At 35.1% G+C, this 15,584-nt stretch carries 14 protein-coding genes, 1 tRNA gene and 1 riboswitch; of the genes, 5 read left to right on the forward strand and 10 right to left on the reverse strand.

Features of this window, described 5'->3' with window-relative positions; all coding sequences use genetic code 11:
* The first annotated feature begins 114 nt into the window (after positions 1 to 114).
* Both EHE21_RS11455 and mntP read left to right on the forward strand, forming a co-directional pair.
* Positions 115 to 1,476: an L-serine ammonia-lyase gene (locus EHE21_RS11455; protein WP_088495262.1), complete on the forward strand. Its 1,362-nt coding sequence runs from the start codon at positions 115 to 117 to the stop codon at positions 1,474 to 1,476.
* Positions 1,477 to 1,969: 493 nt separating this feature from the next.
* Positions 1,970 to 2,082: riboswitch (yybP-ykoY riboswitch) on the forward strand.
* Positions 2,083 to 2,167: 85 nt separating this feature from the next.
* Positions 2,168 to 2,755: a manganese efflux pump MntP gene (gene mntP, locus EHE21_RS11460; protein WP_006533102.1), complete on the forward strand. Its 588-nt coding sequence runs from the start codon at positions 2,168 to 2,170 to the stop codon at positions 2,753 to 2,755.
* Positions 2,756 to 2,847: 92 nt separating this feature from the next.
* Here mntP and rlmA read toward each other — a convergent pair whose 3' ends face one another.
* On the reverse strand, positions 2,848 to 3,663 hold the full coding sequence (gene rlmA / locus EHE21_RS11465) for a 23S rRNA (guanine(745)-N(1))-methyltransferase (RefSeq protein ID WP_194952641.1): 816 nt from the start codon (positions 3,661 to 3,663) through the stop codon (positions 2,848 to 2,850).
* 147 nt (positions 3,664 to 3,810) lie between these two features.
* Positions 3,811 to 4,224: a phosphate-starvation-inducible protein PsiE gene (psiE, locus tag EHE21_RS11470; RefSeq protein ID WP_023581865.1), complete on the reverse strand. Its 414-nt coding sequence runs from the start codon at positions 4,222 to 4,224 to the stop codon at positions 3,811 to 3,813.
* A gap of 235 nt (positions 4,225 to 4,459) precedes the next feature.
* Between psiE and EHE21_RS11475 the strand changes: the two genes are divergently transcribed.
* Together EHE21_RS11475 and EHE21_RS11480 are read left to right on the forward strand one after the other, a co-directional pair.
* A complete protein-coding gene (locus EHE21_RS11475; protein ID WP_161711419.1) occupies positions 4,460 to 4,906 on the forward strand; it encodes a universal stress protein in 447 nt (148 codons plus the stop codon).
* Positions 4,907 to 5,159: 253 nt separating this feature from the next.
* Entirely contained in the window at positions 5,160 to 5,744 is a 585-nt protein-coding gene (locus EHE21_RS11480) for a GrpB family protein (protein ID WP_194950749.1), read from the forward strand.
* 74 nt (positions 5,745 to 5,818) lie between these two features.
* On the opposite strand, the gene EHE21_RS11485 is transcribed toward EHE21_RS11480, so the two are convergent.
* From EHE21_RS11485 to cycA, 3 genes are all read right to left on the reverse strand, one after another.
* The gene (locus EHE21_RS11485) at positions 5,819 to 6,637 is read right to left on the reverse strand and encodes an MBL fold metallo-hydrolase (RefSeq protein WP_194950750.1); all 819 of its coding nucleotides are present in this window, start codon (positions 6,635 to 6,637) and stop codon (positions 5,819 to 5,821) included.
* Between the two features lie 208 nt (positions 6,638 to 6,845).
* A complete protein-coding gene (locus tag EHE21_RS11490; RefSeq protein WP_075674138.1) occupies positions 6,846 to 7,283 on the reverse strand; it encodes a universal stress protein in 438 nt (145 codons plus the stop codon).
* Between the two features lie 298 nt (positions 7,284 to 7,581).
* Entirely contained in the window at positions 7,582 to 8,994 is a 1,413-nt protein-coding gene (gene cycA, locus EHE21_RS11495; RefSeq protein WP_194950751.1) for a D-serine/D-alanine/glycine transporter, read from the reverse strand.
* A 260-nt stretch (positions 8,995 to 9,254) separates the two neighbouring features.
* Between cycA and EHE21_RS11500 the strand changes: the two genes are divergently transcribed.
* Positions 9,255 to 9,330: transfer RNA gene (locus EHE21_RS11500), tRNA-Lys, on the forward strand.
* 235 nt (positions 9,331 to 9,565) lie between these two features.
* On the opposite strand, the gene EHE21_RS11505 is transcribed toward EHE21_RS11500, so the two are convergent.
* From EHE21_RS11505 to EHE21_RS11525, 5 genes are all read right to left on the reverse strand, one after another.
* Positions 9,566 to 10,255 carry a molecular chaperone gene (locus tag EHE21_RS11505; protein ID WP_194950752.1) on the reverse strand — a complete coding sequence of 230 codons (690 nt, stop codon included), beginning with the start codon at positions 10,253 to 10,255 and terminating at the stop codon, positions 9,566 to 9,568.
* Positions 10,256 to 10,257: 2 nt separating this feature from the next.
* Entirely contained in the window at positions 10,258 to 11,637 is a 1,380-nt protein-coding gene (locus tag EHE21_RS11510) for a fimbrial protein (RefSeq protein WP_228766674.1), read from the reverse strand.
* Positions 11,634 to 14,153 (reverse strand): fimbria/pilus outer membrane usher protein, encoded by a 2,520-nt coding sequence (locus tag EHE21_RS11515; RefSeq protein ID WP_194950753.1) that lies wholly within the window; start codon positions 14,151 to 14,153, stop codon positions 11,634 to 11,636. Before EHE21_RS11515 ends, EHE21_RS11510 begins: the two co-directional genes overlap by 4 nt.
* A gap of 25 nt (positions 14,154 to 14,178) precedes the next feature.
* Complete coding sequence (locus EHE21_RS11520) at positions 14,179 to 14,904, reverse strand: molecular chaperone (RefSeq protein WP_088495249.1); 726 nt, start codon at positions 14,902 to 14,904, stop codon at positions 14,179 to 14,181.
* Between the two features lie 63 nt (positions 14,905 to 14,967).
* On the reverse strand, positions 14,968 to 15,498 hold the full coding sequence (locus EHE21_RS11525) for a fimbrial protein (RefSeq protein WP_088495248.1): 531 nt from the start codon (positions 15,496 to 15,498) through the stop codon (positions 14,968 to 14,970).
* Positions 15,499 to 15,584 lie beyond the last annotated feature (86 nt).

The following is a 15,584-nucleotide window of genomic DNA, read 5'->3' on the forward strand; positions in this document are numbered from 1 at the left end:
ATGTTGTAAACTACATCATTAACGGGACGATATAATCGTAAAAACGATCCCTTTACTATAAATAACTATATTTTATTCTTTTTAACCCTCTCTCTTATTATTAAGGAGTCTGACGTGATTAGCGTTTTCGACATGTTTAAAGTGGGCATCGGACCATCTAGCTCTCACACCGTAGGGCCAATGAAAGCGGGTAAAGAATTTGTCGATGATTTAGTCAGCCAGGAATTGATTGCGTCTGTCACTCGCGTAGCTGTTGATGTTTACGGCTCCTTGTCTTTGACAGGCAAAGGTCACCATACTGATATCGCAATTATTATGGGGTTAGCAGGTAACGCACCAGCTACTGTCGATATTGACAGCATTCCCGGTTTTATTCGTGAAGTTGAAGAAACTGGCAAGCTATCATTAGCAAACGGCCTAAAAGTGGTCGATTTCCCAGCAGAAAGTATGCATTTCAGCAATGACAACCTGTCATTACATGAAAACGGTATGACAATCCATGCTTTTGCAGGCGACAAAGAAGTCTATAGAAAAACCTACTACTCTATTGGTGGTGGTTTTATCGTTGATGAAGAAAATTTCGGTAAATCAACATTAAATAGCAAACCAGTTTCATACCCTTATGCAAGTGCAGAAGAGTTATTAAAGCACTGTAAAGAAACGGGTTTATCCATTTCTAGCTTAATGATGAAAAATGAGCTAGATCTGCATACTCAAGCAGAAATTAATGCTTATTTCGCCGATGTTTATAAAACAATGCAAGAGTGTATTGAACACGGTTTAAATACAGAAGGCGTATTACCGGGTCCATTACGTGTACCTCGTCGTGCAGCTGCATTAAATCGCTTATTAACATCAAGCAACAGCCTGTCAAACGATCCAATGAAAGTCGTTGATCTGATCAATATGTTTGCACTGGCAGTTAACGAAGAAAACGCAGCAGGCGGACGCGTTGTCACAGCACCAACAAATGGTGCATGTGGTATCGTTCCAGCGGTACTGGCTTACTACGATCGTTGCATCGAACCTGTTACACCAGAAACCTACTTACGTTATTTCTTAGCATCTGGCGCAATTGGTATTCTTTACAAAATGAATGCTTCTATTTCAGGCGCTGAAGTAGGTTGCCAAGGCGAAGTAGGCGTAGCTTGTTCAATGGCGGCTGCAGGTCTTGCTGAATTATTAGGTGGAAGCCCTGAGCAAGTCTGTATTGCTGCTGAAATCGGTATGGAACACAACCTTGGTTTAACTTGTGACCCAGTTGCAGGTCAAGTTCAAGTTCCTTGTATTGAACGTAATGCTATTGCTTCAGTTAAAGCTGTTAATGCCGCACGTATGGCAATCCGTCGTACCAGTGAACCTCGTGTTTCTCTCGATAAAGTCATTGAAACCATGTATGAAACAGGTAAAGACATGAATGCTAAATACCGTGAAACATCACGCGGTGGTCTTGCAATCAAAGTACAGTGTGACTAACTAGCACTATTTAGACGAAAAGCCATTCATTTTGAATGGCTTTTTTTATTTTGGTTACTTTATTTTTAATCATCACTTAACCCTTAGATAACTAAAGATAATAATCATAAAATACACATTTAAAATTAAGTAATATACCTTTCTATAATTTAAACCTTTCTTATTTTTCCATATTAAATATAAGCATTAAATATACGCATTAAATATAGGCTCATTGAATATTCATTTAATTTTGTAAGAAATAGAGCTTATAATTCTCAGGTGTATTTATTTCTATAAAAATTTGACTTCTTATTATAAAAATAATTAAAACCCATTGTTTATTATATGGTTAATTATTCATCATATTGAAATTTATCATTTTTTTAACATTTTGTGATTATTAATAATATATTTAAAACCACTCGATTTAATAATGATAATTATTATCAATATCATCTTTGAAATATAATAAATAATATGTTGCCTTTCGAAAATAATATGTTATCTTCTGCACCAAGTCATTGGGGAGTAGCCTGTCTTAAAATAAGAAAGCTTATTTTAAGAAATCTGTATCAACATACTCGCTTATTTTCATCAAGCGTGGTGCAGATGCCGTAATACGGTTGGCAAGACCATAGACACATGATTGTACTTCTTTGGTTGGGGGTCAATTGTGTGTATATGGAAATACCCCAACCGAGGCTTTATTATGAGTTTCTACGCTACTATCATTCTCGCCCTAGCCCTTTCTATGGACGCATTTGCTGTTGCAGTCTGTAAAGGTGCAACATTACACAAACCTCGTTTTCGTGAAGCACTCCGCACTGGATTTATATTCGGTATTATTGAAGCCAGCACCCCTGTTATTGGTTGGGCACTAGGCTTATATACTAGCCAATATATTATTCAATGGGATCATTGGGTTGCTTTTGGATTATTGTTTGTTCTTGGTAGCCGAATGATTTACCAAAGCTTAAAACGTGGTGATGATTGCCCTTGTGAAGAAGATGCTCCACAACGCCACGGCTCACTGTCTTTAATTGCAACAGGTATTGCAACAAGCCTTGATGCAATGGCAATTGGTGTCGGTTTAGCGTTCCTTCAAGTCAATATTGTTCATACCGCGATGACAATTGGTATGATGACGATGATTATGGCAACTCTGGGTATGCTAATTGGTCGTTATATTGGTCCAGTACTTGGAAAAAAAGCAGAAATTATTGGTGGGATCGTATTAATTGCAATCGGCTTTAATATTGTCTTCGAACACCTAGAATTATTTATGTACGCCAAATAATCTCTAATAAAGTATATTAAAAAGCTTAGGTTTGAAATATTACGACCTAAGCTTTTTTATTAACTAAATAAACTATTTTTTATTTCATGTGATTAAGCATGACGTTGATAAACACGAATTAAAAAGTCGGTTTCACATTCAAAGTTTTTATTTTCTGCTAATGACTGTTTTACTTCTTCACTTGCACGCCATGCAAATGGTGTCATCTGTAATAAATCAAAAGCCTGCTTGCCATTTAAATTCATCATATAAGCAACTTGATGTTCAGATACTTTATTAAATCCATCAAAATATTCTTCTTTTAATGGATGAAGATGTATTTCTGAATAAATTAGTGCTTTTAACTGATAGAGATGGCGAGGTGCTGGGGTAACAGTAATAATATAACCATTGTGTGCAATAACTCTTGCTAATTCATCACTATTACAAGGAGCATAAATGCGCACAACTGCGTTTAAAGAGGCATCACAAAAAGGTAAGCGCTGACTTGAAGCTACGCAAAAATGAATTGATGAATAACGTTTAGCAGCATATTTAATCGCGACTTTAGAAACATCCAAACCATACACTTGCGGGTTACGTGATTTTAGATTTTGATAAAACTGGTTGGTGTAATAACCTTCACCACAACCAATATCCAATACAACACTGTTATCTTCAGGCAATAATGTTTGTATTAACTCAGCCACTTTATCTCGCATTGGCTGATAAAACCCCGCATCTAAAAAATCACGGCGTGCGTTTATCATTTCAGCGCTATCACCAGGCTCTTTTGAGCGCTTAAATTGTACGGGTAACAGATTTACATACCCTTCTTTAGCGCAATCAAACTGATGATTATTGTCACAAACCCAACTGTGAGCGCGAAGAGAAAGTGCCTGATGACATAATGGACATTGATAGGACATAGTAATATTTTTTGCATAACCCAGAATAAAATTGGGAGAGATAATAACATACCTCTCCCAATCTTGCGGAAAACCTTGCTCTTTATTTTTCATCTTAAATCATGCTTTCTATGCTAAGTCGCTTAATAAGCACAACTTATAGGCAAATCAAGTTCGTTTTAATTTTTCAGTGTTAGCGATAAATAACGCAATAACTAACAGCAAGATTGCGCCTGACTGAATAAGCGTATCAACAGAGTCTTTATGCTCAACAATAATTAAACGTACGATTGCCGTTATTCCAATATAAATAAAATATCTAAGAGGGAAATGCCCGCCAGATAAAAAATACTTAACAATAAGCGCAATAAACTCAAAATAAAGAAAGTAGATCAAAATACCTTCTAACAATTGATAAGACGACTCTTCTGCACCTAAATTAAATAATAATGAAGCAATTACATATGTTTCTTTGATAAGAAAACTGACTAATACAATCGCTAAAATAAGTAATCCAATATTAAGCACCCACTGTAATATAGTGGCAATACATTTCAGTAAGTCTTCGCTTGATTTTCTCATATAAACTATAACCTAGTGAGATCATTCCATGATGTGTAAAAAATGATAAAAGGCCTATTAGGCAATTTAGCTAAATTTTAATAGATTTATGCATTCATCACACTATTTTTTATCTTTTAGAGCCAAAAAACCAAGAATAATGATGCAATAATCGCAATATTCACTTTTAAATTTCAACTTGTAAGCGGGTTTACTTATACTTAATTTAAGAGCTAATTTATTGAAAAGGCACACTATGGCTAACAAATACCTCGTTGCAATTGATTTATTAGAAGATAGCAGAATTCAGCGCATGATCGAAGATATTCGCTTCCTAGCTAGGAAACCAGAAAATTATTTCCATTTCATTACAGTTATGCCTAATTTACGCTCTTTAGAAGCTTATGGACTTAATTGTGATAGCCCGTCTGTCGTTGAGAAAAAGCAACAAGCTTTAGTTCTATTAACTGAAAAATTAGAACAATGTGTAAAAAAACAATTTAACTTACCCAAAGAACAATACCAATGTCATGCCGTTATTGGTACGCCTAATTACAATATTCTAGAGTTAGCAGAAAAAATTGATGCAGATACCATTATTATAGGTTCAAGTTCACGTAACCAACGCAATATATTGCTGGGTTCGACAGCGGATTATATTGTAAACAGTACGTCACGTTCGGTAATGGTCATTCGCAAATAAAATCACTAGCCCTCTTTTCTTTTGGCAATAATACTAGGTTATTTATTGCCAAAAGAACTCTGTGATCCCCTACATTATAAATAGCACTAAATGCACCTTAATTTTTTTATTTCAAATAGTTAACTTGTTAGAATACAGACCAAAAAACTAAAATTTCAGGTCTTTTTTTATCGCTATTTCTGCTTTTATCCTAAATTTAATTCCAATACATTTATTTTCATTCTCTATCTTCCAAACCTTAAATGAGACACTTATGAATCAAGAACTAAAACAAAAAATTTGTACATTTGAAGAAGGTTCTCCTGATGAAAATCCGTGGGTAAATGGAAAACCAACACCAAGTGTAATAAAGATTGAACCGTATAATAAATTATGGATAACATTATTTAATCAACAAAAAGAAAATATTATCCAAAAATTAAAAGATAAATGTTTAGCTATTGAACATATTGGCTCAACAGCAGTACCTGAGTTAGATGCGAAACCAATCATTGATATTGACTTAATTGTTACAGATCCCGCTGATGAACCCAGCTATATTCCTTGGTTAAATCAGTTAGGCTATGAACTTACAGTAAGAGAGCCTTCGTGGTATCAACATCGTATGTTGAAACTAGATACACCTAAGGTGAATTTACATGTATTTGCGCCTAATTGTCCTGAACATCTTAGACATATTTTATTTAGAGATTGGTTAATTAACCATAAAGAAGATAGAGAGCTGTATATCGATGCAAAACTTAGTGCAAAAGAAGATGTTGAGAATGTACATCAATATAACCAGAAAAAAGATCACGTTGTAAAAGCTATTTATCAGCGAATTTTTGATTCACTTTAAGCAATCTATTCTCCTGTTTATTTCATATCCTCACACTATTCCTAAAGTGAGGATATAAATTTTATTGTTTGTTTTTATTCAAAAGATAAAGACTGCCCTGCATTAAAATCTTTCGCATTAAGATATTTTCGCCCTAATACGCCAGTGCAATGGCATCCATAGACATCAATATTTGTATCTATGGCTTTCTTCGCGCGCTGTAATGCCGATGGTGTTGCACAACGTAAATGCAACCCGCCTACAATCGCTTGAATTTGGTTATTTCCTGTTATTTTTTTCGCGTGCCCAATGATGGATTCAATTCCTGAATGACTACAACCAGTGATAATCACTAAGCCTTTTTTTCCTTGCCAAACAACAAAGCTATCATCAAGAACATAGTCATCTTCTTCACCTGTTTCATGAATAATAACACCGTAGCGTTTATTCACTTGACGTTGAGTCACTTGCCCCGAATAGATAAAGTTTTCTTCAATCGCTAACGGTGCTTGTGTTAATTCAAAAGAGAACTGTGCTTCAAGTTTTACACGATCAAATAAAGGCGCTAACCGTTTAAATTTAATATTTTTATTGCCTAAAAAAAGTGCAGAATAACGAACAGAAAATAGATGAGGATGAGCGACAATCCGTGGTTTATGAGTAAAAAAATCCGCTGGCAAATGCGTGAGTCCACCAAAATGATCATAATGTCCATGAGACACAATAATCGTTTTCAATGTGGTTAAATCAATACCCATTTTTTTGGCATTTGAAATAAAAGTAAGGTCTTTTCCAGTATCAAAGAGAATTTTAGCTTGGCACTCATCATCTTCTAACAATAATGACAAACCAGGATAATGGTTAAGTTCAGGATTAATCGATTTGTTTTCTAGTAATGCGGTGATCGTTAACATAGGGGTTTTTAATTATTATCAGGAGATAACTTATAGTAATTAAAAAAAGAATTTGTTCCAAATATAAAAGCTACCGTTCTGTGCGATTGCTTTACCTTTTGAGTTGTATAATCGCTGTTACGTGCAAACGGAACATAACAGCGATATCACTAAATCTGCAAATATTCTTATTTATCGCTTATAAGCACATTAGGCTTATCTTACTACTCTATTTTCTTACTACCATAACAGAACGTTTTGCATAACGTGTAATATCCGCCGCCGTTGAACCTATATGATATGAATCATCTTCTGGATTATGCGAACCAATCACAATTAAATCCGCATTCACTTCATCAGCAACCTGCAATATTGCATCTCGTGGCGTACCAATACAAATGTGAGTTTGCATTCTATCGTCAGGTAAATCAAAACGCTCGATTATTTTTTTAAGCTCTTTTTCCGCAGACGTTTTTAAGCATCCTTGATCTAATTGATCACCATTCATAACAAGTCGATAATAAGAAGATTGTGGAAGTTTAGGAAGTACATACAAAAAGTGAACATAAGGATCTTCATTTTTTGCAATATTTTCCACTAACGGAATTGCTTTGTTCATTAGGTTATCTTCATCAATATCAATGGGAACCAAAATATTCTTATACATACCGTCTCCTTTTATTTTAATTGTAGGATAGTGTATTTTTAGAAAAATACCGGATGTAGTTAACATATTTTAAAAATATTTTATTTTGGAAAAATAACGTCTATTTTTCACTCAAAATAATGCTAAAAAATAAGTAAGAAAAATAAATTAAAATAAATATAAACTTTATTTTTAATAAATTTTATTTTAAAAACTGGTAATTATTTTATTAGCAATGGCATTTTACTTTTAATAAAAAGCCTTATTAAATAATAAGGCTCTCTCGTTTTACTATGTAGTCGATGCAGTCATCGCTGTGTTATTTTTGAACACCGTTTTTCTGTTTGTTCTTCTTAACGTATTGATAACCAACCGCTAATGTAATAAACCACAGTGGAGTCACACTTAATGCTTGGCGAGTATCATGTTCAAAAGCTAATAGCACTGTCATAAATGCAAAAAATGCAAGACATAGCCACGACATAATAATCCCCAAAGGCATTTTATAGATAGACTTCTCATGCAATTGTGGGCGTTTTTTACGATATGCCAAATAAGAGCATAAAATCATACTCCAAATAAACATAAATAATAACGCCGAGACTGTTGTTACCAAGGTAAATACGTGCATAACATCAGGAATAAAATAAATTAATATAATTCCACATGACAGACATAAGCTAGTAAATAACAGCCCATTGGCAGGTACAGCACGTTTAGATAATTGGCTAAATTGTTTTGGCGCTTCGCCTTCTTTAGATAAACCGAATAACATCCGGCTTGTGGAAAATATCCCACTATTCGCAGAAGAAGCGGCAGCTGTTAATACAACAAAGTTTACTAAACTTGCGGCTGCAGGTATTCCTATCATAACGAATAGCTCAACAAATGGGCTTTTATCCGCCAAAATAGAGCGCCACGGAGTTACCGACATAATAATGGCTAATGCTAATACGTAAAAAGTAATAATACGGATAGGAATAGCGTTAATGGCTTTTGGTAAGGATTTTTCTGGATTACGTGTTTCCGCAGCGGCAGTACCGACTAATTCAATCCCAACAAAAGCAAAAATAGCAATTTGGAATCCCGCAAAAAACCCACTTAATCCTTTGGGGAACATCCCTCCATCATTCCAAATATTCTCTAGTGCTGCGGTGTGCCCTGCTGGAGATTCAAATCCAATACTGATAAGAACAATACCAACAATAATTAAAGAGACAATTGCGGTTATTTTTATCATGGAGAACCAGAATTCCATTTCTCCGAAGAGTTTGACTGTCGCTAAATTTAAAATAAGCAATGTCAGCACACAAATAAAGGATGTGCCCCACTCAGGGAAATTAGGTGCCCAATAACTAATATAAGACGTTATAGCGACAATATCGGCAATCCCCGTAATGACCCAGCAAAACCAATATGTCCAGCCGACAAAGAAGCCAGCCCATGGCCCTAATAAATCACCAGCAAAATCACTAAATGACTTATATTCTAAATTCGATAATAACAGTTCGCCCATGGCTCTCATCACAAAGAACAAGACAAAGCCAATTATCATATAGACAAAAATAATTGATGGCCCAGCTAACGAAATGGTTTTCCCTGATCCCATAAATAGACCAGTACCGATAGCACCACCAATAGCAATTAATTGAATATGACGATTTGTTAGCCCGCGCTGTAGAGTGGCATTTTTCACTCTAACGGGAGGAGAAATTTCTGTTTGATCTTCCATACAATACCTGAAGTGTTTTCATATTTTCGATGTTATTTTTACCGCTATTTTATTTTTTGGCGCGGTAATGTGTTTGCGAAATTATTGTGACACAAATCTCAGTATAAGTAATGAAAAGATCACTTTTAGTAAAATGAATGATGCTTTGATAACCAGATAAGATCCTTTCTTTAATTTATTCGGCGATATTTTATCCATTTGATAAAAAATCAAAATAAGCGCTTGACCATCGCATTTGAGAGGAGAATAATCAGCGCATCGGGTTGTTAGCTCAGTCGGTAGAGCAGTTGACTCTTAATCAATTGGTCGGGAGTTCGAGCCTCCCACGACCCACCAATTTACGCTGAGAAATCAGGCAATTGAACCACTTCGCAAGAAGTGGTTTTTTGCTTTTATAGCTGAGTGTCGCAAAAGTGTCGCATTTATCTTAAGCTGAAAATGCAAAATAATACGGTGATTAAAGAAAATCGCACCCGCTTATTCTTTATCCAAACCTATAGTAGATAAAATTAATCAAAGAAAACAATTAATCTGGTTTAATTCGATAACTCAATATAAACCACCAGCAAACCTATTTTATCTCTTTTTTATCTTTAAATTCCCCGCCAAAATCATCAATCAAAACATAGTTAATGGTGTTTATTTTACTATCCACTAGGTTGATTTGCTGTTTGGAAAATGGCGCTATCATAGGAATAAGAATATTAGGATTATTTTCACTCGATGCTGATTTAATGGTGACATAAAAAGGTGTCGGATTTTCAATTGTTAATTGTTTATCTGATTTCGTAAAAATAAGAGCACTACTGACGTCGGAAATTGCCATAATTAAATCATCAGGGCGATAAAATACTTTTACTTGTAATCTGACAACGACATTAATTAAGCCTTCATCATATTTTTTATTCGCTGGCTTAGGCATGATTTCATATAAATTCAGCCAATAAAGCGTCTCTTTCTCTTTATCTGTATTGGTAAACTTATTAATCACTCGTACCTGTTGTGATTCACTCGGTTTTAATTGTAATACTGGCGGTAATGATAAAGCGGAAACATCGGTTATGGTCTCTGGGGTATTTTCTGGATTACCATCATCCACCCATGTTTGAACCACTACCGGAAACTCACCATCATTTTTTATATTTAATGATGCTTCTCTATCTGAGTGATAAAGCACCACTCTTGAGCCATCTAATGCTAAATTCGCTTTGGCGATAAACGAAAAACACAGTAACAGAATAAAAATACTGATCCTTTTCATATTTATTGCACCTGTATAATCACTTGTAATGTCGCATTAAATTTACCCGCAGTTATTTTCTCTCTCGGTAGCGCTTCTAATGAGGCATATAATGTTTTAGTTAAATCGGCAATACCATTATTAAATGAGACCGAACTAGCATCATCATAAACAGGATACCAACCATAGCCCTCACCTTGTCCTTCATTGGCTAATGTTGATAATAAATTTAATGCCATACCTGATGGGCGATATATTCTTACACCAACTCCTTTTGCCATACTGGAGTCAGTACCATAACCATCGGTCACTAAATGGGTAATTGCAGCACCATTAGGTACTGTTAATCCTAATTCAATTGCCTTATTAACATTTGCAGGTCTGGGTAAAAATCCCATTGCAGTTTGCCCTGCTCCTGTTCCACTAGAAATATTACTCATACCATCACTCGCCGGTGGTGTTAATTGGCAATAAAAATCAATAGTAATAGGTAAAGTCACTTTTTTACCACTTGCTAACTCATTAATAGTGACCAATGGGAATGAAACATAAGGCGTAACATTTCGTACAAAACAAGTGGATGCATTACGAATATAAATACGGCGAGACATGTTTACAGCAGCAGGCCAATAAGCATAAAAGCCATGATAGTTTGTCGCGTGATCTGAACCATCTTTTAATAAATAAGAGTAGTTGGAACTTTGAAAGGCGATATAACCGGCAGGTTGGTTAATAAAAGTAATTAAACCACTACTTGATTGTGCAGGTGGCATATCACTTGTTCTTTCATAGTTAATCTTAAATAACTCGACTTCCATATTAGAGAAATTTTTTGCTTTTACTAAGATCCATCCTTGGCTATCTCTTTCTAAATTCTCTAAAGCGCGAGATTTCCAATAGCGACTATAATATTCGCCTGTAATGGTGTTCTTAATACGAATACCTAACCCTCTTGCCAGACTAATGTAAGTATCATTTAAGCCTAATGCTGGATTAACTAAATTTTTGCCACCATAGCTATAATCACCATTAGTTGAGTAAAATTCTCTTAATTTACCCTCTTCATCGGCAGTGCAACGAAATAATATTTGTTCGGGATCGTAAACCTCATAACCTGCCTCAAAAAAAGAGACAAAGCCACTTGCCACTAATGTACCGGGAATTTGAAACTGATCGTTATTGACATTGATTACTTTTGGAGTACTTCCCATTGATCCTGAATCATCCCGAGCACCTTGCCAATTTTTTGCTGAACCTTTACCAGGCTCGGTATAAAGCACATTATTAGGATTTGTCGTCGTGGTTGTTATTTTATAACATGTTGCCAAAGCTAAAGAAGGAAATAGCATCAATGCCAATAAAATAGAGGACTGACAAGAAAGTAAACAGCGATTTAATTTCATAAGCATTGACCTGATAATAAAATGAGTTTATCGGCTTCTTTTTCTTCTGGTATTGAGTAAGCGATTTGGCAACTATCTTCATCTTTACCAACAGTCAGTGTCCCGTTTCTATTTTCAACCCTGACATAAATTTGGTTGCTTTGCCCCACCATACCAACAATATGTCTATCTTTATCATAAACATTTTCACCTAATGCCAGTTGGTTTTCAGGCTTAACCGAAATCAATACAGGATATCCGATTTGAGTTTTAAAGACGATTTTAGTACTTGAGCCTGAATATGGTGCTATTTGCTTGGTGTTTTCCAGTAACTCGATATTGTTATTCCTAATATTTTTCCCATCCAAGCTAACATTATTATATTGGTAAGGGACAAGAGAAGGCACTATGGCATAACCAAAGGGATCTATGCGTGCCCCCATACCATTACTCACACTCGCGCCACTTGCACCTTTTGCTTCTACTAAAGCAAAAGAATCACTAATACGAGGCCCTAACGTTACCCCACCACTGTGTGCGACTAACGCACCTTGAATACCCACACTGCCTTGAGTGTAATGTTTACCATTAGAGATACTGCCCGATAACGTGGTAAAAGGAAGCTGTTTAATTAAATGTAAACCACTGCCCACCGCTCTATTTTGTGTGTCGTAATCTGCATTCACACTATAAGAAAGTGTTTTATCTTCACCTAAAAGTCCTGATAAATTCGTTTGATAACTCGAATCATCACTAGAATGGCTAGAAGATAGCGATAGCATTGGTGAATAATCAGAACGTCCTAATGGCATAGAAACAGATAACATCACCATATCTTCCGATATCGGGTCCGTTGTTATTGGTGTGAAGGTATTATTTGCCGTCATTTGTCCCGTTTTTTGGCGACTGTAGGCAAGGCTATAAGCTATATCTTTATAGGTATTTGAATAACCAATTTGATACTGAGCATCATGCCCTTTATTACCATAATAGTTACTGATAGAGCCTGAAATATAAAGTTGTCCCCAATTATCAAGAGACTGATTAACACTAAGTGTAAACTGGCTTTCTTGGTTATAGCTGCTGGAATTCCATTCCATGTCATTGCTTGCACTTTTTCTTAATCCCAAGACATCATTATATTCGCGAAAATTTTCTGTTGAATATTTATAACCTGCAAGTGTAATAACGGTATTTGTTGGGCTAAAAGTACGGCTATAACTAACGCCTAATCGCCCACCTTGATAATTTTTGCCGCCCACTTCCGCATTTGAAAATGCCGAATTAAAACCAATTGCCCCTAATTTTGTAGCAATAACAGAGCCGACAAATACTGCTTGATATTGATGTCCTACACGCATTCCTGTATTTAGGGTTACCGTATTATTCACACCATATTGCAGAGCGATATCTGAAAAATAACTATTTTCTGAACCGAAATTATTCACTTCGCCTGCGGTAAAATTATATTTAAAGCGACCGGCCCTTACTGACTCTGGTAATGCGGTAAATGGCACTGTGAAAGAAGAAACTTTACCATTACTTTCGTTAATTTCGACTAATAAATCCCCTTCATAACTGGTTGGATAAAGGTCATTTATTTCAAATTGTCCGGGAGATACCGTCGTTTGATAAATTTCAGTGCCATTTTGTTTTATCACTACACGTGCAGTAGTCGTCGCAATACCACGAATAACAGGCGCATAGCCTTTTTGAGAATCCGGCAACATTCTTTCATCAGACATTAATTGAATACCCTTAAATGCCAGACTTGAAAATTGTGCGCCTGTTGTATAAATATCGCCGACAACTAACATCGACTTTAATGTCAATAAAGGTTTTTGTAGATACGTTCTTATCCAATTAAATTCACTATTACTTCCCGATTTCGATGAGTTATAAGAATAAGACGCCTGTTGGCGAAATTGCCAAGTTCCCAGATTTACGCCCATGTTGACACTACCAAAACCATAGTCCGAAGTTTGTCCGTTCGATTTATTCTTATAGTAATTACCAGAATAATTGGTGAACAACATGGTGTTGCCTGCATCTAAATCTTCTTCATTAACATAACCTTGTGGTCTTCGTTTTAATAAGATTTGGGGCACTGCAATCATTATTCTAAAGTTAGAAGCATCAAATGAATCTACAATGTTTTTATCAATTTGGTTTAATACTAAACATTGACCATTATCTTGATTGATCTCGTTATCAAGCAAAATGCCCATTTCATCAATCTGTTGTTGATTAAAACAAGGCGTCACTTTACCTTTATCATTTAATTGAAAACTCACTGTTTTTCTTTCAAAAAAACGATTATTAATATATATATCAACATCGTAATCACCAGGCTCCACATAATTACTGTCATGAAGCTGATTAATGTTGATATTATTTTTGCTACCTAATAATAAAGAAGGATCAAATTCATAATCATCAGCAAAGGCAAAAGGCATTGATTGAATAAATAGAGAAAATGAGCCGATTAAGAATACGACTTTTATTCTCTTATTTAATTGTGCTGTGCTTTTTTCCATGAATTTCATTTCAATGCCATTTTTATTAATGAATTAAATCTGTCGCGCTATTCTGCCCACCTAGATCATTGAGGTATTTATAGGTCATTTTATCGGGTGAAAATGAAAGCTTCCCACCATTTTCAGCGACTAATACTTCTGTTGATAACGGAGAAACCATAGTTGATTTAAATATAAATTTTTGTCCCGAAGCATTAGTGGCTTCAAGTTGTGCAAATGACACAAAGAATGGTGAATCGTTTTTAATTTTTATATTGCCATTACTTTCTTTTGAGAATGATATTTGCTTCTCGATATTATTTAGCTTTGAGGCAATCGCTGTTGGGCGGTAAAATATTTTTAATCTATGATGCACAATAACCGTAAAGCTATTTCCTTCTTTTATGTCTTTATTCAGATCTTTAGGTGGAATTTGCGCCACATTTAAATAGAAAATAGATTCTTTATCTTGTGGTAAGCCTTCGCCAGTATAAATTAATCGAGCGTCTCTCCCTGTTTTAGGATCAATACGAAAAACTGGGGGCTGAACAACAAAAGGCGCATCTGCATTATCTGGGGTCGAATTAGGATTATTTTTATCCGCCCATATTTGCATAATGTAAGGGATTTCATCGTTATTCATAAACTTTAAAACTTCAAAGCGTGAATCTGATGAATATACAATACGTGTTTTTAACATGGTGACACTAGAATACGATGCTGTGCTATAACTTAAGAAAAATACGGCAATTAACATTATTATTTTTTTCATTACTTCTCTTCCTCTTATATAAATAGAAAAATGTCTCCTTTATATAAAGGAGACATATAAGCATTATTGATAAGAAATAGAGTACTGCACGCTACCTTCTACTTTGCCTGCTGTTGCAACATCATCAGCATAATAACGCACAGCGTAATCATAAGATGCTGATTTTTCGTTTGCTTTTAATACTAAACCTTCGTTACCTACACCAGTTAAATCAATTTTAGTGCCTGTTTTCGCAGGATCAATAATTTCTAAGCTTACGTTGTTATTTGCTGCAGTATTGCCAATACGACCTTCTGTTGTCAGATTATTAGCAATAAAAATAGTTTTAATATTTGTATCTGTTGGTTTAGAACCTGTACAACCACTCACTGCGATAGTAAATGGTGTTTGACCTGCTGTTTTACCCGCAGTATCTAATGCAGTTACAGGCACTGTAGGTAATAAAACAACTGGAAGCGCTGAATTACCATTAACAGTTACAGTACAAGTTTCATCAGAAACTTCACCTTGAAAGCGAATGGTATTATCAGAAGCTGCATAAACTGTTGATGAAAAAACACCTGCGATCATCGCAGCAAGAAGTATTTTATTCATAATAAAACTCTCTCCGGTAATATATCTAAATAAGTTATTTTGGGATTTTAATAAATGAAAAGGCAGACACGAAATAAAATAGGTTC

It is taken from the genome of Proteus sp. GOKU (assembly GCF_015475555.1).
Classification (GTDB): domain Bacteria; phylum Pseudomonadota; class Gammaproteobacteria; order Enterobacterales; family Enterobacteriaceae; genus Proteus; species Proteus mirabilis_B.

Bases quoted from the DNA above. Each gene is read 5' to 3' on its own strand.
- mntP (WP_006533102.1), top strand. From the start codon at position 2,168: ATGAGTTTCTACGCTACTATCATTCTCGCCCTAGCCCTTTCTATGGAC.
- rlmA (WP_194952641.1), bottom strand. From the start codon at position 3,663: ATGTCCTATCAATGTCCATTATGTCATCAGGCACTTTCTCTTCGCGCT.
- psiE (WP_023581865.1), bottom strand. From the start codon at position 4,224: ATGAGAAAATCAAGCGAAGACTTACTGAAATGTATTGCCACTATATTA.
- EHE21_RS11475 (WP_161711419.1), top strand. From the start codon at position 4,460: ATGGCTAACAAATACCTCGTTGCAATTGATTTATTAGAAGATAGCAGA.
- EHE21_RS11480 (WP_194950749.1), top strand. From the start codon at position 5,160: ATGAATCAAGAACTAAAACAAAAAATTTGTACATTTGAAGAAGGTTCT.
- EHE21_RS11485 (WP_194950750.1), bottom strand. From the start codon at position 6,637: ATGTTAACGATCACCGCATTACTAGAAAACAAATCGATTAATCCTGAA.
- EHE21_RS11490 (WP_075674138.1), bottom strand. From the start codon at position 7,283: ATGTATAAGAATATTTTGGTTCCCATTGATATTGATGAAGATAACCTA.
- cycA (WP_194950751.1), bottom strand. From the start codon at position 8,994: ATGGAAGATCAAACAGAAATTTCTCCTCCCGTTAGAGTGAAAAATGCC.
- EHE21_RS11505 (WP_194950752.1), bottom strand. From the start codon at position 10,255: ATGAAAAGGATCAGTATTTTTATTCTGTTACTGTGTTTTTCGTTTATC.
- EHE21_RS11510 (WP_228766674.1), bottom strand. From the start codon at position 11,637: ATGAAATTAAATCGCTGTTTACTTTCTTGTCAGTCCTCTATTTTATTG.
- EHE21_RS11515 (WP_194950753.1), bottom strand. From the start codon at position 14,153: ATGGAAAAAAGCACAGCACAATTAAATAAGAGAATAAAAGTCGTATTC.
- EHE21_RS11520 (WP_088495249.1), bottom strand. From the start codon at position 14,904: ATGAAAAAAATAATAATGTTAATTGCCGTATTTTTCTTAAGTTATAGC.
- EHE21_RS11525 (WP_088495248.1), bottom strand. From the start codon at position 15,498: ATGAATAAAATACTTCTTGCTGCGATGATCGCAGGTGTTTTTTCATCA.